Source organism: Salinimonas sediminis (genome assembly GCF_003429285.1).
Classification (GTDB): Bacteria; Pseudomonadota; Gammaproteobacteria; order Enterobacterales; family Alteromonadaceae; genus Alteromonas; species Alteromonas indica.
In genome coordinates this window covers 332,527-359,395 of record NZ_CP031769.1, presented here as the reverse complement: position 1 = coordinate 359,395, position 26,869 = coordinate 332,527, and the positions used below count along the sequence as shown (strand labels likewise).

The 26,869-nt window shown below is 48.8% G+C and carries 20 protein-coding genes; 10 read left to right on the top strand and 10 right to left on the bottom strand.

Annotated features, from left to right (window positions below):
- Nucleotides 1-235: 235 nt before the first annotated feature.
- Entirely contained in the window at nucleotides 236-964 is a 729-nt protein-coding gene (locus D0Y50_RS01670; RefSeq protein WP_108565695.1) for a TorF family putative porin, read from the bottom strand.
- Nucleotides 965-1,411: 447 nt separating this feature from the next.
- Between D0Y50_RS01670 and rpe the strand changes: the two genes are divergently transcribed.
- From rpe to D0Y50_RS01630, 8 genes are all read left to right on the top strand, one after another.
- Nucleotides 1,412-2,086: a ribulose-phosphate 3-epimerase gene (gene rpe, locus D0Y50_RS01665; RefSeq protein ID WP_108565696.1), complete on the top strand. Its 675-nt coding sequence runs from the start codon at nucleotides 1,412-1,414 to the stop codon at nucleotides 2,084-2,086.
- 36 nt (nucleotides 2,087-2,122) lie between these two features.
- On the top strand, nucleotides 2,123-3,130 hold the full coding sequence (gene trpS / locus D0Y50_RS01660) for a tryptophan--tRNA ligase (RefSeq protein ID WP_108565697.1): 1,008 nt from the start codon (nucleotides 2,123-2,125) through the stop codon (nucleotides 3,128-3,130).
- A gap of 5 nt (nucleotides 3,131-3,135) precedes the next feature.
- Nucleotides 3,136-3,741, top strand: coding sequence for an anthranilate synthase component II (locus D0Y50_RS01655; RefSeq protein WP_117315192.1), 606 nt, complete (start codon nucleotides 3,136-3,138; stop codon nucleotides 3,739-3,741).
- A gap of 146 nt (nucleotides 3,742-3,887) precedes the next feature.
- Entirely contained in the window at nucleotides 3,888-5,060 is a 1,173-nt protein-coding gene (locus tag D0Y50_RS01650) for an HDOD domain-containing protein (RefSeq protein ID WP_108565842.1), read from the top strand.
- A gap of 296 nt (nucleotides 5,061-5,356) precedes the next feature.
- Nucleotides 5,357-6,565, top strand: a complete 1,209-nt coding sequence (locus tag D0Y50_RS01645) for an aspartate aminotransferase family protein (protein ID WP_117315190.1) — start codon at nucleotides 5,357-5,359, stop codon at nucleotides 6,563-6,565.
- Between the two features lie 24 nt (nucleotides 6,566-6,589).
- Nucleotides 6,590-7,624 (top strand): arginine N-succinyltransferase, encoded by a 1,035-nt coding sequence (gene astA / locus D0Y50_RS01640; protein ID WP_108565700.1) that lies wholly within the window; start codon nucleotides 6,590-6,592, stop codon nucleotides 7,622-7,624.
- A gap of 11 nt (nucleotides 7,625-7,635) precedes the next feature.
- Nucleotides 7,636-9,111: a succinylglutamate-semialdehyde dehydrogenase gene (gene astD, locus D0Y50_RS01635; RefSeq protein WP_108565701.1), complete on the top strand. Its 1,476-nt coding sequence runs from the start codon at nucleotides 7,636-7,638 to the stop codon at nucleotides 9,109-9,111.
- An 11-nt stretch (nucleotides 9,112-9,122) separates the two neighbouring features.
- On the top strand, nucleotides 9,123-9,929 hold the full coding sequence (locus D0Y50_RS01630; RefSeq protein ID WP_108565702.1) for a DUF1338 domain-containing protein: 807 nt from the start codon (nucleotides 9,123-9,125) through the stop codon (nucleotides 9,927-9,929).
- Between the two features lie 268 nt (nucleotides 9,930-10,197).
- Here D0Y50_RS01630 and D0Y50_RS01625 read toward each other — a convergent pair whose 3' ends face one another.
- The 8 genes from D0Y50_RS01625 to parC all read right to left on the bottom strand — a co-directional run bounded on the left by D0Y50_RS01625 (nucleotide 10,198) and on the right by parC (nucleotide 21,482).
- Nucleotides 10,198-11,817 carry a methyl-accepting chemotaxis protein gene (locus D0Y50_RS01625; RefSeq protein WP_117315187.1) on the bottom strand — a complete coding sequence of 540 codons (1,620 nt, stop codon included), beginning with the start codon at nucleotides 11,815-11,817 and terminating at the stop codon, nucleotides 10,198-10,200.
- Nucleotides 11,818-12,069: 252 nt separating this feature from the next.
- On the bottom strand, nucleotides 12,070-13,554 hold the full coding sequence (locus tag D0Y50_RS01620) for a mannitol dehydrogenase family protein (protein WP_117315185.1): 1,485 nt from the start codon (nucleotides 13,552-13,554) through the stop codon (nucleotides 12,070-12,072).
- 9 nt (nucleotides 13,555-13,563) lie between these two features.
- The gene (locus tag D0Y50_RS01615) at nucleotides 13,564-15,108 is read right to left on the bottom strand and encodes a purine-cytosine permease family protein (RefSeq protein WP_232366413.1); all 1,545 of its coding nucleotides are present in this window, start codon (nucleotides 15,106-15,108) and stop codon (nucleotides 13,564-13,566) included.
- Nucleotides 15,109-16,405: 1,297 nt separating this feature from the next.
- Nucleotides 16,406-17,023: an EAL domain-containing protein gene (locus D0Y50_RS19665; protein ID WP_232366410.1), complete on the bottom strand. Its 618-nt coding sequence runs from the start codon at nucleotides 17,021-17,023 to the stop codon at nucleotides 16,406-16,408.
- Complete coding sequence (locus D0Y50_RS19660; protein ID WP_232366409.1) at nucleotides 17,008-17,682, bottom strand: GGDEF domain-containing protein; 675 nt, start codon at nucleotides 17,680-17,682, stop codon at nucleotides 17,008-17,010. The genes D0Y50_RS19665 and D0Y50_RS19660 overlap by 16 nt, the downstream gene beginning before the upstream one ends.
- Nucleotides 17,683-18,333 (bottom strand): PAS domain-containing protein, encoded by a 651-nt coding sequence (locus D0Y50_RS19655; RefSeq protein WP_232366401.1) that lies wholly within the window; start codon nucleotides 18,331-18,333, stop codon nucleotides 17,683-17,685.
- Nucleotides 18,334-18,556: 223 nt separating this feature from the next.
- The gene (locus D0Y50_RS01600) at nucleotides 18,557-19,093 is read right to left on the bottom strand and encodes a heme NO-binding domain-containing protein (protein ID WP_108565843.1); all 537 of its coding nucleotides are present in this window, start codon (nucleotides 19,091-19,093) and stop codon (nucleotides 18,557-18,559) included.
- Nucleotides 19,094-19,205: 112 nt separating this feature from the next.
- Complete coding sequence (parC, locus tag D0Y50_RS01595; protein ID WP_108565708.1) at nucleotides 19,206-21,482, bottom strand: DNA topoisomerase IV subunit A; 2,277 nt, start codon at nucleotides 21,480-21,482, stop codon at nucleotides 19,206-19,208.
- A 200-nt stretch (nucleotides 21,483-21,682) separates the two neighbouring features.
- Between parC and D0Y50_RS01590 the strand changes: the two genes are divergently transcribed.
- Nucleotides 21,683-24,829 (top strand): hybrid sensor histidine kinase/response regulator, encoded by a 3,147-nt coding sequence (locus D0Y50_RS01590; RefSeq protein WP_117315178.1) that lies wholly within the window; start codon nucleotides 21,683-21,685, stop codon nucleotides 24,827-24,829.
- Here the strand turns inward: D0Y50_RS01590 and D0Y50_RS01585 are convergent, their stop codons facing one another.
- On the bottom strand, nucleotides 24,830-25,534 hold the full coding sequence (locus D0Y50_RS01585; protein ID WP_117315176.1) for a DUF2982 domain-containing protein: 705 nt from the start codon (nucleotides 25,532-25,534) through the stop codon (nucleotides 24,830-24,832).
- Between the two features lie 316 nt (nucleotides 25,535-25,850).
- Here D0Y50_RS01585 and D0Y50_RS01580 point away from each other — a divergent pair, with 316 nt between their 5' ends.
- Nucleotides 25,851-26,867, top strand: coding sequence for an aspartate carbamoyltransferase (locus D0Y50_RS01580; protein ID WP_108565711.1), 1,017 nt, complete (start codon nucleotides 25,851-25,853; stop codon nucleotides 26,865-26,867).
- The last annotated feature ends 2 nt before the right edge of the window (nucleotides 26,868-26,869 follow it).

The window sequence follows — 26,869 nt, the reverse complement described above, 5'->3', positions numbered from 1 at the left end:
TGCGCGCTAAAGCCATAGGGTAATTAGCGCATGAAACGGTTACTGCAGGCCCATAACCTACGCAGCATGGTGCGAGTTATGGATTATCAGGTTCTGCTCTTATAACAAGCTGAGCCTGCATCTAAGAAACCACAAAACGTTTTGCAATCACGCGTTACGCGTCAAAACAGTAGCCGGAAAAGCACAAAAAAGGCCAGTGCAGCATGGTGCCCTGGCCTTCTTCTTTATCGACGCGTTATAGCTGGAAATCTATACCGTAAGATACCGAAAATTTGATGTCATCATTGGTATACGCCGTACCCGCTGCTGGCTCATCTGAGTCCATATCAGTGCCGGTAACAGCAAAGGTAAAGCCGTCTTTGGCAATTGAGACTGCCCAGTCATTGTAACTTTCGGTTAAACCGTTAAATGCCTCGGCAAAGTCGCCCTGATGGTGACCAATATGCAAACCCAACTCCGTTCCATTTAATACTTCAGTAGCGTAATCCAACGAAATATACGACGCCTTGCCAAAACCAAAATCCTGTCCATCGGCTTCATCTGCTTCAGTATGGGCCAGTAAATAAAGCGTAGCGCTAAAGTCCTGGTAGCCAATACTGCCGAAGATTTCAGCAAAATCAAACTCCGCGTCGGCGTCATAGTTGTAATACAGATAACCTACATCGTAGCTAAAACCTTCAGCTTCTCCGCTAAAACCGAAATACAAATCATGCTCGTACGAGTACACATCATCTGCGGCGTACTGAACATTAGATGCCCAGGTGCCCACATAAAAACCGCTATCGTGCGAATAATCAATGCCACCTTGCACAGCTGCTTCGTTAGTCGTTTGCGTTAAACCCCGCCAGATATAGTTACTTGTAGCGCTGACATTGGCAGATAAGTCGTCGGCAAAGGCTGGGCCTACCAACAGGCTTGAGGTCGCAATGGCTAAGGCAAGGGCAGACAGCTTCAATTTTTTCATGTGTGTTCTCCGTAAATTTTTCTCAGTACGCTCAGTGATTTGTGGCTTTCTGTCTTTATTATTTTTTCCGCCAAAGACAACGCAAAACTGATGCCCGCTTACGGCAATGCGTAAAAATGTCGAAATTAAATGAATAAGCATCTGTTTTTAATGAATTAAAATGCTGAATTATTTTGCATTTGAAGAAGTGGCAGGTAGGAATGGTGCATTTAATTGCACCATTTTTGAGCAATATCACTAATAGGGTGCAGGCAAATCCCGTTTTTGAACCGGTCCGCACCAAGTCAGGTATCTACTGGGCACATGCTTATGGCTGATTTTTTTGTAATGGCCATTTATCCATGCATGAAGGTATGCTAAAACGCAGCTATACCTAATAGAAAGCCCAAGCTTTGCGCAATTGCGCTGATCGTGCTTTGTTCTTCACCCTTATCTTAGGAATGCTCTATGTCATCGTTTTTGATCGCGCCCTCTATTTTATCTGCTAATTTTGCCCGGCTAGGAGAAGAGGTTGATGCCGTACTTAGCGCCGGAGCAGATATCGTGCATTTTGATGTCATGGATAATCACTATGTGCCTAACCTGACCATTGGCCCAATGGTGTGTAAAGCCCTGCGCGACTATGGGGTTACCGCGCCTATCGACGTACATTTAATGGTTAAACCGGTGGATGAAATGATTACCCAGTTTGCCGAGGCCGGTGCCAGTTATATCAGTTTTCACCCCGAAGCCTCTGAACACGTAGACCGCTCGTTACAACTCATTATTGATGCTGGCTGTAAGCCAGGGCTGGTGTTCAACCCTGCTACCCCGCTTCATTATTTAGATCATGTTATGGATAAACTGCATCATATCCTGATTATGTCGGTTAATCCGGGTTTCGGAGGCCAGCAGTTTCTGCCCTCGACCTATGATAAACTTCGCCAGGTTAAACAACGGGTGACCGACAGTGGTAAAAATATCCGAATTGAAATTGACGGTGGCGTAAAAGTGGATAACATTCGTGCCGTAGCTGAAGCTGGGGCAGATATGTTTGTGGCAGGATCGGCCATTTTTAATGCACCGGATTATCAGCAAGTAATAAACGACATGCGTGAAGAGCTCCGTCAGGCGGCTTGTTAGCCATATTATTGAAGTGTAAGGATTGAAGTAAGCATCATGAGTAACAAACCTATTGTATTAAGTGGCTGTCAGCCGTCGGGGCAATTAACCATCGGTAATTATATGGGCGCACTAAAGCAGTGGGTGTCTATGCAGGATGATTATGATTGTCTGTATATGCTGGTTGACCTGCACGCTATTACCGTACGCCAGGAACCGCAAAAACTGTATGATGCGTGCTTAGACGGTCTGGCGCTGTATTTGGCCTGTGGTATTGATCCGAAGAAAAGTACGCTGTTTGTACAGTCTCATGTGCCTGAACATGCTCAGCTTTCATGGGTACTTAACTGTTATGCCCAAATGGGCGAGCTGAACCGCATGACCCAGTTTAAAGATAAGTCGGTGAAGAACGAAAACAATATCAATGTGGGGCTATATGCCTACCCCGTTCTACAAGCCGCAGATATTTTGCTTTATCAGGCAGACAAAGTCCCGGTAGGGGAAGACCAAAAACAGCATCTGGAGCTAACCCGAGACATTGCCACTCGCTTTAACAATTTGTACAACGATGTATTTCGCTTACCCGACCCCTATATTCCTGAATTTGGCGCTCGTATCATGAGCCTGCAGGAGCCTGAGCGTAAAATGTCAAAATCGGATACCAACCCTAATAACTTTATTGGCTTGCTGGAAGATCCTAAAAAGCTGACGAAAAAGATTAAGCGCGCGGTGACCGATTCTGACGAGCAGGCTCGCATTTACTTCAACCCGCAGGAAAAACCCGGCGTTTCAAACTTGCTGACGCTACTGTCGTTGGCTACCGGCAAATCGGTAGACGCTTTGGTCCCCGAGTACGAAGATAAAATGTATGGCCATTTAAAAGGGGATGTGGCAGAGGCGGTCGTCGCTTTAGTCGAACCTATCCAGGAAAAATTTACCGCTATTCGCAACGATAGGGCCTACCTTGACGAGGTAATGCAGCAAGGTGCTGAAAAAGCATCGCAGCGCGCCAGGCAAACCCTAACAGCAGTGTATGACGCCGTAGGCTTTATCCCCAGGCCATAACGCGAGTGCTGTTACTCATAGATAACTTTGATTCTTTCACCCACAACCTGGCCCGTTACTTTACCGAGTTGGGCCAACATGTTGAAGTGGTGAGGAATAATCAACTTTCGCTAGCCGATATCGAGGCCATAGCGCCGCGCCAGGTGGTGATATCGCCTGGCCCGTGCACGCCCGATGAAGCGGGCATCAGTCTGGCAGCCATTCGTCATTTGGCAGGGCGCATCCCTTTATTAGGAGTGTGCCTGGGACACCAGGCGATTGGCCAGGTGTTTGGCGGGCGCATTACGGGCGCCAAACACATTCTGCATGGCAAGGTATCAGTGGTAAATCATCGGTCTACGGGTTTGTTTTACAATATTCCCAGCCCATTCAATGCTACCCGCTATCATTCTTTGGTAGTGGCCCCTGACACTCTGCCAGCAACGCTCCAAGTCGACGCCTGGTATGCCGAACAAGATGGTTATCAAGAGATCATGGCTATGTCGCACCGGACGTTACCGGTCTGGGGCATTCAGTTTCACCCCGAGTCATTGCTTACCGAACATGGTCACGCCATGCTGAATAATTTTATTACGTTGTCAGAGCGCTGGTACCAATCGATTGCTAATTAACCCTCAATAGGCCCTTAATCTATCGGCAAAATGGCCGATACAGGCTATATTGTTAGTTATCCTCAGGTAAGCCAGTTATGCCCGCAGCGTACGCCGTCGACTGTACGGACCAAAGCACTCACAACACAGTCGGAATTACCGCGCCTATGGAACAAACCACGACCCCGCCAACACTTGATGAGCGTTTTGATAATCTTCTGATCAGCCCACTCCGGGTGGCTACTATGTTGGGGCGCCGTAGCCCAGGCGAGGTAAGCTACGAAGAGTCAGAGCAAAACTTCGCCCGCCGCCGTTTATTGCAGGTTGAAAAAGTGGCGATTAAAAACAAGCGACTCGCAGCCCAGGCAGAAGCCTCTTTTGTTGATTATATAAGCTACGAATTGCATGAGCTCATTTTACAAGATATGCAGGAGCAGATTAGTGACTGCGCAGCCTTGTTTAGTAGCACGCTAAACTTTAACCACCAGGTGCCGGTGATGCTGGATATCTTGTCGACAAGGGCCGCCTCGGTGTCTCGGCTTGAGCCCTGTGTGGCTTCAATGCCGTGGCTATACGATGAGCTTATGCACATTGTAAATAGCCCGCGTTTTCGCAAAAAAGATGCCCGGGGACGGGTTATTGTGGTGGAAAGTCTGCGTACCGCGCTGAGCTTTATAGGCATTGAAAATCTGCGCATATTGTTACCGTCTTTGCTGTTAAAGCGTGCTATGCCGCAAATTACAGACCCGTTCCCTGCGATCAAAGTCAAACTTACCCAATACGCTACCGGCACGGGCATAACCGCCCGCTTATTGGCCAGTCAGTACCAGTGTCAGCCCTTTGCTGCGTATATTGCCGGCATGCTGGCTAACCTGGGCCGCTGCTGTGTTACCAAAGCCTATTTTAAGACCTTTGATTACATGCACCGGCATAAACTGGAAGAAGCCCAACGTTTGGGCCAACGAGATGTACATAGTGCGTTGCTAAAAATCACCCCATCTGCCAATTATCTGATTGCCATGCAGCATGAATTCAGTGATGCGCTTAGTGCTAACTTGTTTGCCCATATGGATTTTCAGCGGTTGCCCGTTACGCCTGCCCTCCAGGCTTTAAATACTCCCTCAGCATCGCCAGCAGGCCCCTATCAGCCCTTATCCAGGCTGCTCCAGGCCGCGCGTTGCTATACACAAATCAAAATGTTGCATCAGGCGCGGGCAGCCGAGGCAGCTGAAATAAAACCGCGTCTCAGAGCTCAGCGATTTTTGCCCGGCGCACTGGAACTGCTTAAATCTGCTGACATTTTCACCTTACCGCTGACGGTAGAGGCGCATATCAGTTAATAATTTTGTACATAAAAATGCAGCTAAACCCGCCTGATGCAGCTTACCAGCCGGCTGCCATGACAGCGTATAGTTAGCGCCTGCAACGTAACAACAATGTTAAGCAACCTTCACTAAATAGTTATTCACTTTTCCTGCAAAACAAGCCACACCCCTTGAAAATCAAGGGGTTCAGACTTTTCTACCACAAGACAAACCGCCTAATTGCTGGCATACTAAACAAATAATTCCTTTTCTTTTTTGCGTCCTACACCGGATCTTTATCCGCGGGATGCCAGCTACAGAGGTAACAACCTATGAATGTAACTCGTGCAACGTTTGATGAAGTAATGGTTCCTAACTACAACCCCGCAGGCATGGTGCCGGTACGCGGTGAGGGTTCGCGTGTATGGGATCAGGACGGCGCTGAGTACATCGACTTTGCCGGCGGTATAGCGGTGAATGTACTGGGCCATTGTCACCCTGAGCTGGTAAGCGCCTTACAGGAACAAGGTAGCAAGCTTTGGCACCTGAGCAATGTGTTCACCAATGAACCGGCCTTGCGGTTAGCTAAAAAGCTGACCGACGCTACCTTTGCCGACAAAGCGTATTTTGCTAACTCCGGTGCCGAGGCTAATGAAGCGGCTTTAAAACTGGCGCGGCGTTTTGCTCTGGAAAAATTTAACGAAGATAAAAACCAGATTATTGCCTTTAACAAAGGCTTCCACGGACGTACCTTTTTCACGGTAACCGTGGGCGGGCAAACCGCGTATTCAGACGGTTTCGGCCCTAAGCCAGGCGCCGTAGATCACTGTGACTATAATGATTTGGCAGCCTTTGAAAAGCTGATCAGCGATAACACCTGTGCGGTCATGATGGAACCATTACAGGGTGAAGGCGGCATTATTTCACCCGAAGCGGACTTTGTGAAAGGTGTCCGTGCATTATGTGATAAACATAATGCTCTGCTTATCTTTGACGAAGTTCAGTCAGGCGTAGGCCGTACCGGCCACCTGTATGCGTATATGGGACTGGGCGTCACACCAGATATTCTGACCACTGCAAAATCATTAGGCGGCGGGTTTCCCATTGGCGCCATGCTGACGACCACCGAGATTGCCGAGCACCTGAAGCCAGGCACTCACGGTAGCACCTACGGGGGCAACCCGCTGGCCTGTGCGGTGGCGGAGCGTGCGCTGGATATTGTGAATACCCCCGAGGTGCTAAACGGCGTCGAAACCAAAGAAGCTTTGTTTCGTGAAATACTGGGTCAGATAAATGAAAAGTATCAGGTGTTCAGTGAGATTCGTGGTAAAGGCATGCTGTTAGGCTGTGCGCTAAACAGCGATTACGAAGGGCGCGCCCGCGATTTTCTGGTGGCCGCTGCCAACGAAAACCTGATGTGTCTGGTTGCCGGTACGAATGTTATTCGGTTTGCCCCATCGTTAATCATTCCGGACGCCGACATTAAAGAAGGTCTGGCCCGCTTTGAACGCGCCGTGGCCGCTGTTGCTAGCGCACAGTAAATGCCGGTTAACAGGTAGCCAAGTATGAATATTATTCGCCCTATCAGGCAAAGTGACTATGCCTCTTTGTACGACATTGCGGTGGAATCAGGCATTGGTTTCACCTCGCTGCCCGTTAACGAAGGGTTGTTGAAAAAGAAGATTCAACGCGCAGAACAGGGGTTTCACAGCCATGCTACCAAACCAGGTAACGAGTCTTATCTGTTTGTAATGGAAAATACCCAAACCGGGGAGGTAGTCGGCACTACCGGTATTGAAGCCGCAGTGGGGGTGGACGATGCTTTTTACCACTATCACATGGGTAAGGTCGTGCATGCTTCCCGCGAGCTCAAAATTCACAATACGGTAGATATCCTGACCTTTTGTAATGACTACACCGGAGTTACCGAAATCTGCTCGCTGTTCTTACGTGAGCAGGCGCGTGGCGGTATCAATGGCCGGTTTTTGTCAAAAGTGCGCTTCCTGTTCATGATGGAACACCGCGAGCGGTTTTCTGAAACCATTATCGCTGAAATGCGTGGGGTAAGTGATGAAGATGGCCGTTCGCCGTTTTGGGAATGGTTGGAAGATCATTTTTTCTCAATGGACTTTCCCACCGCTGATTATCTGACGGGCATTGGTAATAAAGTCTTTATTGCGGAACTTATGCCAAAGTACCCGATTTATGTGAACCTGCTAAGCAAAGAAGCACAAGCCGTTATAGGTCAGGTGCATACCAAGACCCGCCCTGCCCTGCAACTATTGCAGGAAGAAGGGTTTAGCTGCCGTGGTTATGTGGATATTTTTGATGCCGGCCCTACGGTTGAAGCTAACCTTAGCCATATCCGCACCGCCCAAGCCAGTTGCAAACTGCCCATCGTTATTGATGACCAAAGCGCAGCGCAAGGGCGCAGTCACTATATTATCAATACTTCGGTAGAGGACTTTCGGGCGGTGGCCACTGAGATGACCGTCAGCGAAGAACAACAAGTCGCTGTTATATCGCGTCAGGCCGCTGCGGCACTGAACATCTCGGCCGGGGACTCTATCCGTTTTGCCCCGGTGAATTTCAGAGACTAACGACAGGACACATTATGCAAACAACACATTATATCAATGGGGAATGGGTCGCCGGCCAGGGCCATGCTATCCGTTCTATCGATCCGGCTAAAAATGATGTTATATGGGATGCCCACGCAGCGTCTGCCGAGCAAGTAGATGCTGCCGTGAAGGCCGCCCGTCAGGCCAGTATAGCCTGGGCTCAAAAAACCGTAGACGAACGTCTGACCCTGATTAAGGCATTCGGCCAGCAACTGGAAGAAAATAAAACAGCATTAGCCAGCGTTATGGCCCGGGAAACGGGCAAACCTGAATGGGAAACCGCCACTGAAGTGGGGGCAATGATTGGCAAAATTGCTATTTCAGAGCGTGCTTATCACGAGCGTACCGGCACGGTAGAAAACCCAATGCCAGTGGGAAAAGCCATTATTCGTCATAAACCTCATGGCGTCGTGGCGGTATTTGGTCCTTACAACTTTCCCGGCCATTTGCCTAATGGTCACATAGTACCCGCCCTTATTGCCGGGAATACGGTTATCTTTAAGCCGAGCGATTTAACACCTATGGTGGCGCAAGAAACCGTAAAATTATGGGAAAAAGCCGGGTTGCCTGCGGGGGTCCTGAACCTGGTACAAGGTGAAGTGGAAACCGGGAAAGCCCTGGCCGCCCACCCTAATATTGATGGTTTGTTCTTTACCGGAAGCTCACGAACCGGCAAGTTGCTACACGAACAATATGCAGGGAACCCAGGTAAGATTCTGGCGCTGGAGATGGGGGGCAATAACCCACTGATCGTGCGCGAGGTTCAAAATACCGATGCAGCGGTACATGATATTGTGCAATCAGCCTTTATTACCTCAGGCCAGCGCTGTACTTGCGCCCGCCGAGTGTTTATCCCCGCCAATGCTCAAGGCGATATTATCGTGCAGCGCCTGCTTGAAGTCACAGCGAATATCAAAGTTGATAATTATGATGCCGCTGAGCAACCCTTTATGGGGGCAATGATTTCAGCGCGTGCCGCCAAGTTAATGGTAGATGCTCAGCAGCAACTGGAGCAGCTAGGGGGCGAGGTACTCTTGCGGCTAACTCAGCCGGATACTGACAAAGGCTTTGCCACACCCGGCATCATTGATGTTACCGCGATCGCCGATACCATGCCCGATGAAGAACATTTCGGGCCGCTGGTTAAAATTATCCGCTATACCGACTTTGACCAAGCGATTGCGCAAGCTAATAATACCAGCTTTGGTTTGTCTGCCGGCTTGTTGAGCGACAGCCAGCAAGACTGGGATTATTTCTTCGCGCGCATCCGCGCCGGTATTGTTAACTGGAACCGGCCGATAACCGGCGCCAGCAGTGCCGCCCCCTTTGGTGGTATAGGCGAAAGCGGTAACCACCGCGCCAGTGCTTATTATGCAGCTGATTACTGCGCCTATCCGGTGGCCTCGGTAGAACTGGAACGGGTCACCTTGCCAGGTACATTGAGCCCTGGCCTGAGTATGGAATAAGGAAACCTGACATGCACAGTAATGTAGATACTTTTTTTGAAAACCTGTGGGAAGATTATGTGAATATTACGCCCTCGGCGTACAAAATTCATGAGCTTCTGGCCGACAGTGAAAACGGCAGCGACATCGTGAATGATCACGTTGCCTTTCGCACATTTAACTTGCCGAAAACCTCGCTGGATAAACTGGCCGCGCATTTTGTGGCGATGGGCTATACCGAACAGGGCAGTTACGATTTTGAAGCGAAAAAACTGGACGCCAGACACTTCGAGCACCCTGATGAAACCAAGCCCAAAGTGTTTATCAGCGAACTACGGGTAGAGCAGATGTCGCAGCCGGTGCAGCAAATTATTCATAAGCTGGTTGATCAAATGGATAGCAATGCTGTTGAAAATGACAACTTTCTGTATTCTGGTCAACACTGGTCGCTCACTAAAGCTGACTATGAAACTTTGCTTGAAGAGTCTGAGTACGCGGCCTGGCTAGCAGCGTGGGGTTTTCGCGCGAATCATTTCACGGTAAGTGTGAACTTTTTGAACAAAACCAAGGAGCTAACCGATGTAAACCAGATGCTTAAAGATGCTGGCTTTACGTTGAATACCGCGGGTGGCGAAATCAAGGGTTCGCCGGACGTGTTTTTAGCTCAGTCCTCGACAATGGCCGATCATGCCTATGTAAAATTCGAGACGGAGTCGAAGCTTATTCCAAGTTGTTTTTATGAGTTTGCGCAGCGCTACAAAATGCCTGACGGCAAGTACTATCAGGGTTTTGTAGCCGCTTCAGCTGATAAAATATTTGAAAGTACCAACAGTAAGTAACCCTTACTGAGTACCGTTGCTAGGCGCCCCGATAGCGCGCCAACAAACAACCCATGGTCTGCCCCAGGCCGTGGGTTGTTTTATATGTGCTGGTCAATGTTTAGGTTGCGGCCAGGTTACGCTTTGCTGTCATAGCATCACGTCCATCTACTATAGCTGTATAGGCAAAGGGGGCGTGCTGCATGATGCCGTAATGCCCCACAAGTCGTGTGGCTGAGCTGGGCTTGCCATGCTACCGTTATTGTAAGACCTGGCCACAGCGTATGTTTCACACCTTAAATTCGCGGGTTAGGCGGTTTAGATTATCCGCCAGTTTGGCTAACTGCATACTGGATGCTTCGGTCTGATTAACCCCTGCCGACATCTCGTTTGATAAGTCTTTAATACGCAAAATGCTACTGTCGACTTCTTTAGATACATGGGCCTGTTCTTCGGTGGTGCTGGCCACTGCCAGGGTTTGTTCGTTCATACGTTCGATAGAGGACGTAATATGAGATAGTACTTCACCCGACTCCTGGGCCACTGTTTGCGCTTTTTGCGCAGCTTCGTAGCTGCTATTAATAGCCGTAACCGTATTATGACTTCCCGCTTGCAGGCTTTTAATCATTTGCTCAATTTCCTCGGTAGACTCCTGCGTGCGATGGGCCAGCGCCCTTACTTCATCAGCTACAACTGCAAAACCTCGGCCTGACTCACCTGCGCGGGCGGCTTCTATGGCAGCATTCAGCGCCAGCAGATTAGTTTGCTCGGCAATCGCGCGTATTACATCAAGTACCGTCCCGATATTACTGATATCGCCGGTCAATGTATTAAGCCCTTTCACCGAACTATCTAGATTACCCAACAGGCCTTTAACCATCGTCAGGTTTAGGTCGACTTTTTGTTTACCGTCAGCCGCGATTTGGCTAACCTCACGCGCTTCCAACGAAGTGGCATTCGCATTACGCGCCACCTCTTCAATCGAGGCCGAAAGCTGTGTGACAGCCGAGGACGACTGTTCCAGCTGCTCATTTTGTTGGGCCATCCCGTGGTTTGATTGGGCGGTCACAGAAGAGAGCTGGTCTGCGGTGCCGGTAAGCTCACTGGCCGAATACTGAATTTGCGAAATCGTGTGGTGAAGCATCGTTTGCATGCTCGCCAGGGCGTTCAGCATAACCGCTGTTTCATCCTTACCGTTATCCACAATAACCTGATTAAGCTCGCCTCTGGCGATACCTTCGGCAACATCTACTGCCACTTTCATAGGTTTGACCAACGCGCGGGTAAGAACAATGGCAAACACCACCACACAAGCAAATGCCAGTACAATAATCAGTGAAATAAACCACATTGTGCGGTTAATCATCTGGTCGGCTTCTTTTTGACTGTCCTTTATCCGCTGTACCTGAAACACTTCCAATTTATCGATAAAGCCAGCCGTACGCTCTCTGATGGTTTTCATTTGCGCATTTTGCATCGCCATAGCAGCTTGCACCTGACCGCTGTTAAGCAAGTCCATCTGTTTGTTCTGCAATATATAAAACTGCCTTATATCTGTATCGATATCCGCTATTAACTGTTGGGCATCCGCTGCCTTAGCCAAGCTATGCATGGCCTGCAAGGCGTTATCCAGCATTTTTTTCGCTGCGTTATATTTGCTTTCATAGTCGCCCCGCTCAATCGGCGTGGCCTGTAAAATATTGGCGTTTTCCAGTCTTAATTTAAAAAACTGCGATTCTATTTGTTTGATAGTGACAAGTGCCGGCGAACGATGATCGACGATTAAATTGAACCGTGAGGCGAGGGCATCCAGACTATAAATGCCTACCCCGCCAACCAGTAGAACGAATAATCCGATTAAGCCAAAAGCGGTGGCAGAACGGCCACCGATAGAAAAGTTTCTAAGCATAACAACCCTTGTGTCCCTTATGCAGCGCGTAGATTTCCAGGGCGCATATTGTACGCAGAGCAAAGCGGGTGTTTCGTATGATTAATCAATCAAATGGGGTTGAAACAATACCCTAAAGACCATCTACCTTAGTATTATCAAAAGGTTAATCTTTATCGCTTGGTGTGGTTATTTTACGTACAGCGGGTATCAGGTAATAAAAAGCCGCCTTGAAAAGGCGGCTTTTTGCGGTTTGTTAATGCTAGCTAGACCTTAGATGGTTGTAGCCATCTTAAGCACATCCTCACCGGCATAAAGCCGCTTTACAAAATCAGTATACAATTGGGTAAAGTCAGGTTGGCTGGCCAATTGACCAAAGACTGCTTCAAGTTGTAAAAATGCCAGCGGATTCTCACTGGTTTGCGCCGCTGCCTGATGTAGCCGTTCGGCCATATCATCCTGAATATCCAGCGCAGTACCTTGTTGCGACTGCTGCTTGTCACTGTAATAACACCAGCACGCCAGCACTAACGCACTGATTTTAACTTGACCCTGCTGCCGCAGATTATCCTGCACGGTAGGCAATAAAAACACCGGAATTTTTGCCGAGCTTTGCAAACAAATACGCGCCAGTGAATCTTTGATATTAGGGTTAGCAAAGCGTTCCAATAAGGTTTGCTTGTATTGCTCTACGTCAATGCCTTCTACAGGATCTAGCGTAGGCATCACTTCCTGGCTCATAAAGTTAGATAGCAGGGTTTTAAGCGCATCTACCTGCATACTTTCATGAATAGTATTGGTATCGGCCAGCGAACCACATAGCCCTAATACGGAATGTCCGGCATTCAGCATACGTAATTTAAGCTTTTCGTAAGGTGATACCGCTGGTACAAATTGTGCCCCAACCGCTTCCCAGGCTGGACGCTCATTGCAAAATGCGTCCTCAATAATCCATTGAGTAAACGGTTCACATACTACCGGCCAACCATCAATAACGTGCTGCTCTGCAAGCTGATCGATATCTTCCTGGGTGGTAGAAGGGGTGATTCTGTCTACCATTGAGTTAGGGAACATGACATGTTCATTCACCCAGCTGGCAAATTCGCCGTCAGCCAGTTCAATGTATGCCAGCAGCATTTTTTTAAGCACATCGCCGTTATGCTGGATATTATCGCAGGACATTAGCGTGAAAGGGGCGATCCCCCGCTGCTTACGTAGTTTCAACGCGGCTAACAGATAGCCAAACACCAGTTTCGGTGTTTGGGGGTTTTGCAGATCGTATTGTACATCTGCATTATCCGCCATGAATTCACCCGTGGCTGAATCCAGATTATAGCCGCCTTCGGTGATAGTCAGGGAAACCAGCTTTACCGTAGGCTCTGCCATTTTCTCAATGATCGCCGCCGGGCTATCGGTGGCAATCAGAAAATCAGTAATGGCGCCAATAACCCGAGCTTTACGCTCGCCGCCGGCATGCTTTTCTACCAGCGTGTAAAGATAATCCTGGGCTGCCAGGATCTGCTGCATTTTACGGTCGCCTTCACGCAAGCCAATGCCACAAATTCCCCAGTCCAGTTCGCCAGTCTGGCTCATCAATGCATCTGTATACATAGCCTGATGGGCCCGGTGAAAGCCACCAACACCTATATGAACAATACCGGTTTTAACATCTTCTACACGGTAATCGGGTACCTGAACATGGTTAGCCAGTTGCGATAAATTTTGACGATTCAGCGTAATAGCCGATGAAGTTTGCATAACAACCTCTTATTGAGTCAAAGCTTTCTGGCGACGCATCGCCCAGTAAGCAGTAGAAAAATACACCAGCGTACAAGCAAACGCGATATTGAAGAACATATCCCGATGACTTTCATATTCTGGCATGCCAGCGCTAAACAAGAAGGTTTGTAGCGCCAGCGCAAGGGTAATTAACAGGCTGCTCACTGAAATAATGTGAAGCAGACGTGAGGCTGTGGTTTTATCTTCAACCGAAACGGGCGCCTGGGCGGCCTGTTCTTGTTGGTGTACTTCAACGCGCGCATAAAAAGTTTCCATCTGCGCTTGTTGTTCCGGGTACTGCTGGTTCGCGCCATAGCGTGCCGCAAGCACCGTATATACCACTATGGTAAAAATCCAGGTTGGTATAAACAGATAGTAAAAAGACATCACATCTAAAGCATTAAGCCCAAAGCCAAAGACTAAACCCAGACCCCAACTGGCCACCGCAGGCGTACTGTGGCTAAGTTGGCGATAGTGAGCCCAGTAGCGACTAAAGCCAATTTTGGGAAAGATGACATGCTCAGCAAAGACAATTCCGCCAACCGGCACAACCAGCAGGCCGGCATAGGTTAACAGCGGTAGCAGTTTGGTAAATACGAACGGGAAACACGCGATAGCAACGGTAATTAAACCCACGATAAAGGTGGTACGGTTACGCGAGCTTTTAGGGAACACAGCCTGTGCAGCAAGGCCAGCCCGGTAGAGGTTAGCATTGGCGGTGGTCCAGCCCGCCACAATGACAATCACCAGGCCTGATAATCCTAACGCATGGTAGGCCACATCGCCGGGATCAAGCTGAACAATCGATTTTTGCACGATAATTGCGGTTCCTGCGCCCATAATACCGGCCGAGATCCAGGCAATATAATGGCCAAATAACATCCCTGCGGAGGTGGTTAAACCGTATGCCTTACGTTTGGCATATCGCAGCATAGCCATGTCAATCAAACCAAAGTGCGTAATGGTATTTGCCGCCCAGGAAAAGCCGATAACTTCAATCAGACCAATTCCTGGTTCCCCGCTAGCGGTCAGGCCGGTCCATACTGAGGCACTACCAATCTGCATAAAATCAGCCCAGCCCGATAAGGTCGTTTGGCCAATTACCGCATCCGCCAACACGGGCATCAGCACCAGTGGCCCACTTAGAAACATGGTAAATAGCCATGGCGCGCAGATTCGGGAAAAGTCAGACACTGCATTAAAGCCGTACATAGCAACCAGTACCACGATGATACCTACCGCCATGACCACAAAAACAAACGCCATATTGGTGGGATACCAATTAAGCTGGGCGGGAATGCCCAAGGCAAACCGCACCGCTGTGGCTGATACCGTAATCATCGCCGCTGAAATAACGGTGAATATAATGACGTTGGCCCAGTTGTACAGCCGGGTCATTGAATCGCCTGCGATCTTTTGCAGATAGGTGTACAGGCTCATGCGGGTATCTACTGCGATAGGCGTCGTAATAAACGTCCAGCTTAACACCGCAAGTAAATTACCAATCAGCAGACCTAACAAAATATCGGTCATTGTTGCACCCAGTGCAACGAAAGTAGCGCCGAATACAAATTCGGTGGCGGCAACATGTTCACCGGTATAAATGCCCAGAAAATGCTTCCAGTTTTTTAGCTGATGCTTAGCAACAGGCAGTTGCTCTTCACTAATGTTGTTTAAATATCGCTAGAGGTCGACTTCATGGTGTTCTCACTTGTAGGTTGATCGCACGCTCTCGGGTGTACTGATAGGTACGTATTTCGCTGTTGCCCGGTCATCGTGCGGTAAGTCAATTGTCAGGATGCAGTTAAAAATGAGCATTTGCCTTACAATTGAATTTATTCTCACGCCGGATCCTTGCATAAAGCCAACGTAATGTAAACGCTGTTAACAGACATTGCGTTATTTTTACGTTAAATATTTTTGTTGGTTATTTATTGTCCATTCTATGCCTTCCCTATCCAGTAAGGCTTATATGTTGATTTGTTTACCAATAGTTACTAATTTCCGGAAAAGACCACCATGCTAATGTTAATGTAACGTAAAATATAGACCCTGATAATATTGTGTATTTACATCTTCCCTTTAAATAGAGCAATTGCCCAAAAAATAAATAATTGTTAAAACTGCGGTCGCGGTTTACCTTGTGAACATTATATTCTCTGGGTGACAATATTATCTTCGGTAGTCTATTTGCTATTAAAGATAAGACCTGATCGCATTCTGTAACTGTATAAAGGGAGTAAAATAGGCGCCCGCCTTTGGGCTGCAGCCTTGGTCAAGCGCACATCAATACCGGTTAGAATTTTTTCAGCCGCGGCTGATAACGTAAGCCAATTTAGTAGGGGGTTTACGCTAATCGCCCAGACCAGAGGGCCAAGCTCCAATACGGCCAGGGATAACCCAATGTCTGCCATTAGGTTATCGCGGGGCAGAACTCTCGGCGAATACCGGGTATAGGCAGCTGTAGAGCCTGGCCTGCGGCACTGCTGCTGGACGTCGCTATGTTAGCGGTTTTATGGATGCGGGAACGGGCATTGCGGCTATCGATCATTTGCTACCCCGCCCGTGTTGTACTGCAATAAGTTTATCAAAAGGCTCGCCGCCCCTTGTGGATGACGCAGAATGTGTCACCAGCCATCCCTTGCTAGCCAATGCCGCGTGATTTGTACAGAAACACCGGTGCAATGAAAATACAAGAAGCATGAAGCGGGCGACAACACGGGATGGGCATAGTGGCCCGTGCAATTCTTAGCAGGCTTCGCCATCTAAGGCTCTATTGCAACGCAGAAGTAACCCTGCGTTAGTCGGGCTTTATCGAAAAAACGCACTGTTAGGTTGGCTCGTTGCGCCGGGCGTGACGGGCTAGAAACTGGTCGTACGGCGCCGGTTTATCAAAAAAGTAGCCTTGCATCTGCTGCACCTTCGCGCTGTGCAATAAGGCCACATATTCAATCTGCTCAACACCTTCGGCAACAATTTCCAGGCCCAGACCCTGGAGCATTGCGATAATACCCTGTACCAGGGATAAGGCTTTGGCATCTTTGTGGATATTCATAATAAGGCTTTTATCGAGCTTCACCACCTCGAAGGCAAAACTGCGCAAATAGCTAAGGGCTGAAAAACCGGCGCCAAAATCATCCAATGCAATTTTAAACCCATTGTGCTGCAACCGATTGAGGGCGTTAATAGCCCCCGCTTCATCGCAAATAAAAATCCTTTCGGTAATCTCTATTTCAATCCACTGCGGGCTAATTTTATGTTCCTCACAAATAGCCAGCGCCTGGTCAGCAAAATTCTCACTCAGCAGTTGATTGGCAGATACGTTAATAGATAGCGGCACTTGCCCTGCTTCTACTTCCATCATAACCAGGTACTCGCACGCAGCTTCCAGTGCAAGCCAGCCAATGACAGTGTCTAGACCATGTTCTTCGGCTAACGGGATGAACACATCAGGGGGTCATTGCCATGCAGTGCAGAGCGCCAGCGGCATAGCAGTTCAGCACCACACAAGTTGCTGTGTGCGTTGTATTTCCCTTGTAAATAAAATTCCAGCGCACGGTCGTTTACTGCCCGGCGTAATTCAGAAAGCATAGTAACCTGCTGCTGCATACTTTCCAGCAAGCCTGCTTCATATAAAAATACACGTCCTTTGCCTAACAATTTAGCCTGATACATTGCCGCATCAGCATTTTGTAACAACGACTCCACCGTGTCGCCGTGCATGGGATATTCAGCAATGCCAATACTCGCGGAAAGAGTCAGCTCAATATCGCCACAAACAATTTTGTCAGCTTCGATATCGCTAATAAGCTCATTGCCACATTCCAGCAGCATCTCGTGATACGCGTTGGGTAAAATGACTACAAACTCATCCCCGCCCCAGCGGGTAACGATGCCTTGGGTACCAAACCGCAGCGTTAGTTTAGCTGCCACACTTTTCAATGCATTATCGCCACAGTCGTGCCCGGCTGTATCGTTAATCAGCTTAAAGCCATCTAAATCAATAAACATAATACTGAACTGACCGTTTACCTCTATCAGCTCGCAGACTTCATCATGTAGCCCTGCCCGGTTGGTTAGCCCGGTAAGCTCATCGTGCATCGCCATTTATTGCAGTCTGGCTTCATTGGCCTTACGTTCGCTAATATCTCGAAGAGTAGCAATAACATAGGCGCCCCCATGTTCCTGATGCTCAAATACCGCCAGCGTCAGCTCCGCCGGTATTGAGGTGTGTTTACCCGCGATAATGTCTGTTTCCTGACTAAATTGCTGCTGATCTTCGAGAGTATCGGGCAGGGCCGATTTATTGACCAGGTATGCGTGTAATGAACGGCCCAGACATTGTTGTTTTTGCCGGGCGCCCACCATTTTCAGAAACGCTTCATTGCACTCGCTTATCTTAAGTTGCCGGGTCAGAACCAGCATAGGATCTTTAGAGCTTGAAAAGGCTGAAGCCATCAGGTGAAAAGAGTGTTCGGCATGGCGTTCGCGGGTAATATCCCGAATAGTACCCACAATGTGTAGCGCACTTTGCTGCGCATCGCGATGCAATACCCGACCACGTAACCGTACCCAGACGTAACGGGCGTGGCGCCTGAACCGAAAGCAAACCTCCAGGGTTTGCTGGCCGCCGTGCACTGCCAGCATCCAGTTGAATTCCAGGTTACCTATATCGTCTGGGTGAATAAATTTAAGCAGCGAAATAGGCGAGCCTCGCCACTGGTGCTCATCGGCCCAATCGAGTTTAAACGCGCGCATATAGTATTCATCGTTATGCGCATGCCATTCCCAAAACGATTCCTGGCACGCCCACAAGGCCAGCCGCAGTTTTTCTCGGCACTTTTTGCCTGCTGTAGGGAGTCGTACAGTTCAGCGCTTTTTTCAATCAGCAATTGCTCAGCATTTTGCCGGGCTTGCCGTTCGCGGGAAATTCGTCGGTCCATAGCAGATGAGGGAGAAGCCAGGCTAGGTGCAGTCACAATTACCCCACTTTCAGGCTGAATTCATAGGTATGCGGGGCCTGGGTTTTGACGGTTTTGCGGGTAAGCCGATCGCCAAAATGAGCGGCGGCGCCATCCATCAGTCCTTCTGCCAGCGAGTATAGTTCCCGGGTAGAATAATAACGCAGCAGCATGGCATCATCAGTGCGCGATAACACGGTAAAGATAGGCAGGTCCGCATCCGGATAAAGTTTCCTCACCTGCACATGAATATCATCATCCAGGATTTCCAGGGCATCCAGTAAGCCTTGCTTTCCCGCCATCATCTGCCCATGGGTTTGCGCCAACCGACCAAATAAAAAATAGCCGAAATCGTGCAATAAGACTTCAGCAGGTTGCTGCGTTTTTGCTACCAGTACGCCAAGTAACTTTTCCATTTCATAAAATGGATAATAGCCAACTGCGGTAAACGCACCATCATTTTCCAGGTTGGCTTCGGTAAGCACTTCGTCGGCAAACTCTGGTGAGACATTCTCTTCGAGCATTTCAACTAACGAGGTAAAAACAATTCCCAGCACGTTGATATCCTTAAGTAACCTTAAGGTAAAGTGTAGTTCAGCGTTACCCAGCCACAAGGTGCATTAGGGAAAATGTATTAAAAAAGGGGCCCCTTATATACTGTGCTAACGATTATTCCGGTTCCACCGGTTTACGCGCGCCAAGTACTTCTATCTCATCAACCCGTTGCAAACCGCGCGGCAGCTTATTGCCGCGGCGGCCGCGCTCGCCATAGTAATGTTCTAAATCGGCAGGTGACAATGTCATGTTCCGCTTGCCCGCATGCACCTTAACCGAAGCCTCACGTGGCACAACCGCGACCACACTCACAAATTCTTCCCGACTTTTCGCTTTGGCTGAGGGAATATTGATAATCTTATTGCCTTTACCTTTGCCCAGACTGGGTAAGTCTTTAAGCGGAAAAATCAGCATTCGGCCTTCATTGGATATCGCCAGACATAAGTCAGAATCCAACTGACTCACCCGCGCCGGGGGAATTAAGCGGGCCGCTTGCGGTAAGCTCAAATAGGCCTTGCCTGCTTTATTTTTACTGATCATATCGGCAAAGGTGCCGACAAAGCCGTAACCGGCGTCACTGCTGATCAAAAACTTCTGTTCTTCTGGCGCCATCAACACCTGAATAAACTGCTCTCCTCCAACCAGATTGAAACGGCCGGTAAGGGGTTCGCCCTGGCTACGTGCCGAAGGCAGCGAATGCGCGTCACAGGCAAAGGTTCGTCCGGATGAGTCTAAAAAGACCGCGGGCTGGTTACTACGCCCGGAGGCGCTGGCTAAATAGGCGTCTCCGGCCTTATAGCTCAGTCCTTCCACGTCAATGTCGTGGCCTTTAGCACAACGCGCCCAGCCTTTTTCAGACAGCACTACCGTTACCGGCTCACTGGGTATCAGCTCTTTTTCCGATAACGCTTTAGCTTCAACACGCTCCACCAGCGGTGAACGGCGATCGTCACCGTATTTTTCAGCATCGGCCAGAATTTCTTTTTTAATCAACGTTTTTAAGCGCCGGTCTGACCCCAGTAACAATTGCAGTTTATCGCGTTCCTGAGCCAGGTCTTCCTGCTCCCCGCGAATTTTTACTTCTTCCAACTTGGCTAAGTGACGCAGCTTAAGCTCTAAAATAGCTTCCGCCTGCTTATCTGATAACGAAAACCGCTGCATTAATTCGGGCTTCGGAGAATCATAGGTTCGAATAATCTCGATGACTTCATCGATATTCAGAAACGCAATGAGCAAACCTTCTAAAATATGCAGCCTCGCCAGTACCTTATCCAAACGGTACTGCAAACGCCGGGTGACGGTGTTTTTACGCGACTCCAGCCATTCGGTTAAAATAGTCTGTAAATCTTTAACTTGCGGGCGGCCATCCAGGCCAATCATATTGAGGTTTACCCGGTAGCTTTTTTCCAAATCAGTGGTAGCAAATAAATGCTGCATAAGCTGAAGTGTGTCAACCCGGTTGGAGCGCGGGGTAATCACCAATCTGGTAGGGTTTTCGTGGTCAGACTCATCGCGTAAATCACTTACCATGGGAAGCTTTTTAGCCTGCATCTGCCCGGCAATTTGCTCTAAAATTTTGGCCCCTGACGCTTGATGCGGTAGCGCTGTGATAATCACGTCCCCGCTATCTTCATGGTACACCGCGCGCATTTTTACTGACCCCCGCCCGGTTTCATAGAGTTTGGTAATATCCGCCCTGGGGGTGATAATTTCAGCATCCGTGGGATAGTCCGGGCCTTGAACAATAGCAAGTAAATCAGCCAGTGACGCTTTACTGTTGTCCAATAAATGAGCGCAGGCGTTGGCTACCTCACGCAAATTGTGAGGGGGAATATCGGTTGCCATGCCCACCGCAATGCCGCTGACCCCATTTAACAGGATATGGGGTAGCCGGGCTGGTAGTACTTTGGGTTCGTTTAACGTGCCATCAAAATTGGGCATCCACTCTACGGTGCCCTGGCCTAATTCGCTTAGCAGTAATTCAGAAAAGCGCGACAGTCTGGCTTCGGTATATCGCATAGCCGCGAACGACTTAGGATCGTCCGGTGCGCCCCAATTTCCCTGGCCATCTACCAAAGGGTAGCGGTATGAAAATGGCTGGGCCATTAACACCATTGCTTCATAGCAGGCCGAATCGCCATGTGGGTGGAACTTACCCAATACATCGCCCACCGTACGGGCAGACTTTTTATATTTCGCGGTTGCCGACAGGCCTAAGTCAGACATTGCATAGATAATTCGCCGCTGTACTGGCTTAAGACCGTCGGCAATATTAGGTAAGGCACGGTCCATGATCACGTACATGGAATAATTGAGATAGGCATCTTCGGTAAAACGGCTTAGTGGCAGCTGTTCTACCCCATCCTGACTAATTGTGATTTCATCGCTCATGGAGTTTTCGTTTTTGTTGGCTTATCACTGCATATGCAGGCCATTTTGGGGCAAAGCGGTATACAACGCAATAAGCAGCATGTTTGGCGGTAACGTAACCCGTTACATAAAAAAAACCGCATACTGTGGCAGATGTTTTGTAATGTACCCTAAAGTGGTGTTTTAATAGGCAGCTTTACAGATTTGTTAAATCGGCGAACATGCGCGTAGTACCTTTGTTTTGGATAACACTCATTTCAGCACTGATGCTGTGGGCCAGTGATTGCTATGCACAATCCACTATTCAGTTATTTGATGAAGATGCAAAAGTGGACTTGTCGTCTAACTTTGCGCTTTTTTATGAAGCAGACGAACAGCTGACCATTAGCGATATACTTAACCGACGGCAGGATTTTCAGTGGTATACCGAAGATAATCCCAATTTTGGGTTTCGTGATAACGGCCTATGGTTAACCAACAAAATCAGCAATGTCAGTAACCTTAACAGCTGGGTTTTCACCATTGATTTTAGCCAGCTGGATAAGGTCGACTTCTACCTGGTAGCTGATGGCGCGGTAATTTTGCAAAGTCATCAGGGCAAGCTACAGTCAGAACAAATATTCCGAATTCCTACCTTGCGCGCAGATCTGCCGGTGGCGACCCCACTGGAACTATACATTCGCATCCAAAGCCATTCCTCCAGCTTGATTGTACCATTAAGCGTATCGCCCGAACCGGTACACAGCCTTGGCTCACAGTTAGACAGTACCCTGTGGGGCCTGTTTTATGGTGGCTTATGTATTCTGGCAATTTATAACCTGGTAATTTTTCTGTCGGTGCGCGAAACCAGCCTGATTGCCTATGTAGGCTATATTATGGCGGTGATTTTATGGCAGTTCGTGTGGGGCGGCCATATGCAGGTTTTTGCCTCTGGGGCTCTGCCAGCGTGGCTGGCGGAGCATACCGAGCTGATATTTGTCATCATTGGCATTAGCTCCGGGCTGTTTACGATGTTTTTTCTGGAAACCGCCGAACATGCCAAAACGGCCCACCCGGTAGTGGTGACTCTGATGATAGTCCAGGCAGTGCTGGCTATCGTTTGTGTGGGTAATCTGGTGCCCACCATCTGGAAACACAATTTAGTTTATGGTGTAGGTATAGCCTCTATATGTAGCTATATTTATGCAGGTTTTGAGGCCTTTTTTAATCGCTTTCAGCCCGCCAGGTATTTTATCTTTGCCTGGTCAATGTTATCGATTGGAGCGCTTATTGGCATTTTAAGCCTGACGGGTCTGTTACCTTCCAATCAGTTCACCACCTATTGTTTTCAGGTCGGTGTCTTTTTGGAAGCCGCCTTATTCTCGCTTGCTCTGATGGAAAAGAGCCGTAGTCAGCTGGAAGCAGAGGTAGAACAGGCCACTGACGATTTACGCAATAATATGGAGTTGATAGAAGAGCAAAATGCGCGGCTGGATATCGCCCGTAAAGATGCCATTAAAGCCAGTAACGTAAAGTCACAGTTTTTGGCCAACATGAGCCATGAAATCCGCACCCCGCTAAATGCAATTTTAGGCTTTAGCCGCGAGCTGGGAAATGTGTCGTTGCCGGCAGACCAGCAAGAACAGGTAAGAATAATCAATACCGCAGCTGACAATCTGCTAAGCATTGTTAACGATGTATTGGATTTTTCCAAAATTGAAGCCGGCAAACTGCAAATTAATAATCAGCCTTTCTATCCTAACCAGCTGCTAGAAGAAATGGTCACTATTATGTCCAAGTCAGCGCATACCAAGCGCCTGGAATTTGTGTTTGACCTGGCGCCGTTACCCGAAAAGCTGATTGGCGATTTGTTCCGCATTAAGCAAATTCTTAATAATCTGCTTAGCAATGCCCTAAAATTTACCTCCAGCGGCACCATTAAACTGGGTGTGCAAGGTAAAGCCCTGGCCCACGGGATCCATGAAATTGTCTTCACTATTGAAGATACCGGCATTGGAATAAGCCGGCACGACCTGAAAAAATTGTTCAGCGCTTTTTCGCAGGTGGATGATGCACTTAATCGCAGCTATCAGGGCACCGGCTTAGGGCTGGTTATCTGCCGCGAACTGGTTCGGTTAATGCGCGGTACGATTGAATTGCGCAGCGATCCAGGCCTTGGCAGTACTTTTACCATTACCCTGCGCACTAATCAGCTAAGCCAAAAATACGCGATGGAGCCGGGTGGCGACTGGCAAGATAAGCGCGTAGTAATATTTGACCCGGTGCCGCAAACCCGTCAGGCCAGTGCCCGCATGCTAAAATGTATGGGAGCAAAGGTAACCAGTGTAGAGTCTCTGCCCTTTTTGAAAACACTGACCGATAACCCTGATTATCTGTTTGCCACCGTCCCCGGCAGTATGTTGGCCAGCCGCGATGCCATGCTCAGTGAAGTCATTCAATTTGCGGCTAAAAAGCGTATTTTATGGTATTCAGGGCCAGAGCCATTTAACCAATATCCCAGTCTGACGCCGCACTTCCATTCTCAGGTGCGCATGCCAATTACATTATCAAAGCTTGAAGATTTACAGCATCATAAAACTAACCTGCACAAAAACCCGATGCAACATAAGCTAAACAGCCTGCCAAGTATTCGCATTCTGGCGGTGGATGATATGGAAATGAACCTGAAGTTACTATCTACCTGGCTGGCGGGCAGCTCAATTGAGCTGACAGTGTCGATGAGTGGGCAGGACGCGGTAAATCGTTGCCAGGTAACCGAGTACGATTTAATTTTGATGGACGTGCAAATGCCAGGCATGGATGGATTGCAGGCCTCGCGGGCTATTCGCAAAACGCCGCTGAACCTCGGTACCCCGATTATTGCGGTTACCGCGCATGCCTTCAAAGAAGAGCAAGAACGGTTGTTGGCCTCGGGTATGGATGACTACCTGCCCAAACCTATCGAAGTCAGTACCTTACTGGATCTTATCCGCCGCTGGTGTGAAACCCACACTCCCGCTCCCCAACAAGCAGACACGCTGGACTGGGAATTGGCTATCGCGCGCACCAATCATAACGATGAGACTGCCCGAGAACTGCTGGCTGATTTTATTCGTCTGCTGCCGGAGGCAGTGCATCAGATAGAAACGGCCTGGCATGCGCGCCATTACAGTGAACTCCTCAATCAGGTACATCGGCTACACGGGGCGAGCTGCTATACCGGCGTACCGCGCTTGCAAAGCCTGGCCGATGAGCTGGAAGGCGCCCTTAAACGCAAACAATATATGCTGGTGGCCGAACTTATGACGGTCTTTATCGAAGAAGCGAATCAGGTTCAGCGCAAAGCGGCAGATCTGCTTAGCGCTACGCCAGCGCCAGCAAAAAGTTAATTACTCCACCACAACCTGGGTTTCTGTAGGTCGGGTTTGCTGGCACTGGCGCATAAAGTGCACAAACTCCATCGGCGAACGGTCTAAATCGGCTGCTGAAATATAGATGTCGTAGCCCAACCGCTGACGTAAATGCGACATGCGGTTGGCCAACATGGCTTTTACGCCGGTTAGTGTTTTGCCATCTTCCAATACGTACTGTTTGTCATCGAACATCTCCTGATTAAAACAGTCGCCAGTAGCACAATTTTTATCGTGGCTGTGAATTAACAAAGGACGCTGTTCCATCAATAGATGGGTAGCTAAACGCGGCGACACCCGATGCATAAAGGGCGCGTAGCTTTTTAATCGAAATCCCACAGCTTCCAACTCCACCTGTTCCATACCTTGTTGTATCCGGGGGCAATCAATACGCTGAATATTGTCCCAGTAAATTTCCCAGTTACCCCGTCGGTGATGATACAAAATACGGCTCGGAGAAATTTCGATACTATGATCGGGCTCACGTAACTTAAACCAGCCTACCAGCATCGTGACCAGTGAAGCGCTGGTGAGAAAGATTCCGGCCAGGAACAACCAGTCAGGGGCGAAAGACAGCCATAGCGTGGAAATCAGCAAGCCGGCCACGCCCAACAATAAGGTGGTAAAACCATTACGTTTGGATGTTGCCTTGATAAAAATTGGCGCAGCATTATTTGAAGACATAAAAATATACCACCAGCATTAGCACAGCCCATATTATGTACAGGCGAATTCGACGGCATTTTACACAATCGGTGTGCCACCAGGCACGTCCTTTATTGTGTTGCGAGCGTTTGTTTCGCATCCGTAAGAGTGATTGGGATTGGTTAATTTGAATGGTAGTTTACACCATGCCCGAATTAATACGACCATACTCCGGATTTGGGATTATGTATTGAGTGCTAGATAGTTAACACAACAAAATGTTCAGTCCAGCCTACTCTACACTGGCATCGCTTTTTGCTAGACTAGGTTGTCTATATTCACAGGTGAAAGCAGCATGTCAGAGTTTACCGGCAATCATATACTTACGGTTAACCAGTTCAATCGCGATGCAATTGAAAAAGTCTTTGATGTTGCCCATACAATGCAGCCTTATGCCCGGCGCCAGAAGCGTACAACGGTGCTAGATGGTGCGATTTTGGGAAATTTGTTCTTTGAACCGAGCACCCGCACCCGGGTGAGTTTTGGCACCGCGTTTAATTTGCTGGGCGGAGAAGTCCGGGAAACCACCGGCATGTCCAGTTCAGCCCTGGCCAAAGGTGAGTCCCTGTATGATACTGCCCGCGTGCTCAGTGGCTACTCTGATATTATTGCTATGCGGCATCCGGCGGCCGGCTCGGTGGCGGAATTTGCCGAAGGCAGTCGCGTGCCCGTTATTAACGGGGGCGATGGTGCCAATGAACACCCTACTCAGGCGCTGCTGGATTTATTCACCATTAAACGCGAAGTAGAGTATCAGGGTAAAGGCATTGATGGCCTGCACATTGCGATGATAGGCGACCTGCGCTATGGGCGTACGGTACATTCACTATCTCGCCTGTTATGCCTGTATAAAAATGTGCGGTTTACCCTGGTTTCGCCTAAAGAGCTGGCAATGCCTCAACCCATTATTGAGGCTATCGAGAACGCCGGCCATCAGCTCACCGTTACTGAACAGCTTGAAGGTAACCTGGATGTGGATATTTGCTATCAAACCCGGATACAGGAGGAGCGCTTCCCCTCTCAGGAAGAAGCCAATCGATATCGCGGTAAATTTCGCCTGAACCAGTCTATTTATACCCGTCACTTCCAGTCAAGAACGGTCATTATGCATCCGCTGCCACGCGACTCTCGCGCCGAGGCCAATGAACTGGATAACGATTTGAACTTAAACCCGAACCTTGCCATATTCAGACAGACCGACAATGGCGTACTGGTGAGAATGGCCCTGTTTGCATTAACGCTGGGCGTTGAAAACCTGGTAACCAAGTACGAACGAGATGTCATTTGGCACAGCAACAAGAGTAGCGACTAACT

Coding starts and splice junctions, on each gene's coding strand:
- D0Y50_RS01670 (WP_108565695.1), bottom strand. CDS start 964: ATGAAAAAATTGAAGCTGTCTGCCCTTGCCTTAGCCATTGCGACCTCA.
- rpe (WP_108565696.1), top strand. CDS start 1,412: ATGTCATCGTTTTTGATCGCGCCCTCTATTTTATCTGCTAATTTTGCC.
- trpS (WP_108565697.1), top strand. CDS start 2,123: ATGAGTAACAAACCTATTGTATTAAGTGGCTGTCAGCCGTCGGGGCAA.
- D0Y50_RS01650 (WP_108565842.1), top strand. CDS start 3,888: ATGGAACAAACCACGACCCCGCCAACACTTGATGAGCGTTTTGATAAT.
- D0Y50_RS01645 (WP_117315190.1), top strand. CDS start 5,357: ATGAATGTAACTCGTGCAACGTTTGATGAAGTAATGGTTCCTAACTAC.
- astA (WP_108565700.1), top strand. CDS start 6,590: ATGAATATTATTCGCCCTATCAGGCAAAGTGACTATGCCTCTTTGTAC.
- D0Y50_RS01630 (WP_108565702.1), top strand. CDS start 9,123: ATGCACAGTAATGTAGATACTTTTTTTGAAAACCTGTGGGAAGATTAT.
- D0Y50_RS01625 (WP_117315187.1), bottom strand. CDS start 11,817: ATGCTTAGAAACTTTTCTATCGGTGGCCGTTCTGCCACCGCTTTTGGC.
- D0Y50_RS01620 (WP_117315185.1), bottom strand. CDS start 13,554: ATGCAAACTTCATCGGCTATTACGCTGAATCGTCAAAATTTATCGCAA.
- D0Y50_RS01615 (WP_232366413.1), bottom strand. CDS start 15,108: ATGACCGATATTTTGTTAGGTCTGCTGATTGGTAATTTACTTGCGGTG.
- D0Y50_RS19660 (WP_232366409.1), bottom strand. CDS start 17,682: ATGGCGATGCACGATGAGCTTACCGGGCTAACCAACCGGGCAGGGCTA.
- D0Y50_RS19655 (WP_232366401.1), bottom strand. CDS start 18,333: ATGCGCGCGTTTAAACTCGATTGGGCCGATGAGCACCAGTGGCGAGGC.
- parC (WP_108565708.1), bottom strand. CDS start 21,482: ATGAGCGATGAAATCACAATTAGTCAGGATGGGGTAGAACAGCTGCCA.
- D0Y50_RS01590 (WP_117315178.1), top strand. CDS start 21,683: ATGCGCGTAGTACCTTTGTTTTGGATAACACTCATTTCAGCACTGATG.
- D0Y50_RS01585 (WP_117315176.1), bottom strand. CDS start 25,534: ATGTCTTCAAATAATGCTGCGCCAATTTTTATCAAGGCAACATCCAAA.
- D0Y50_RS01580 (WP_108565711.1), top strand. CDS start 25,851: ATGTCAGAGTTTACCGGCAATCATATACTTACGGTTAACCAGTTCAAT.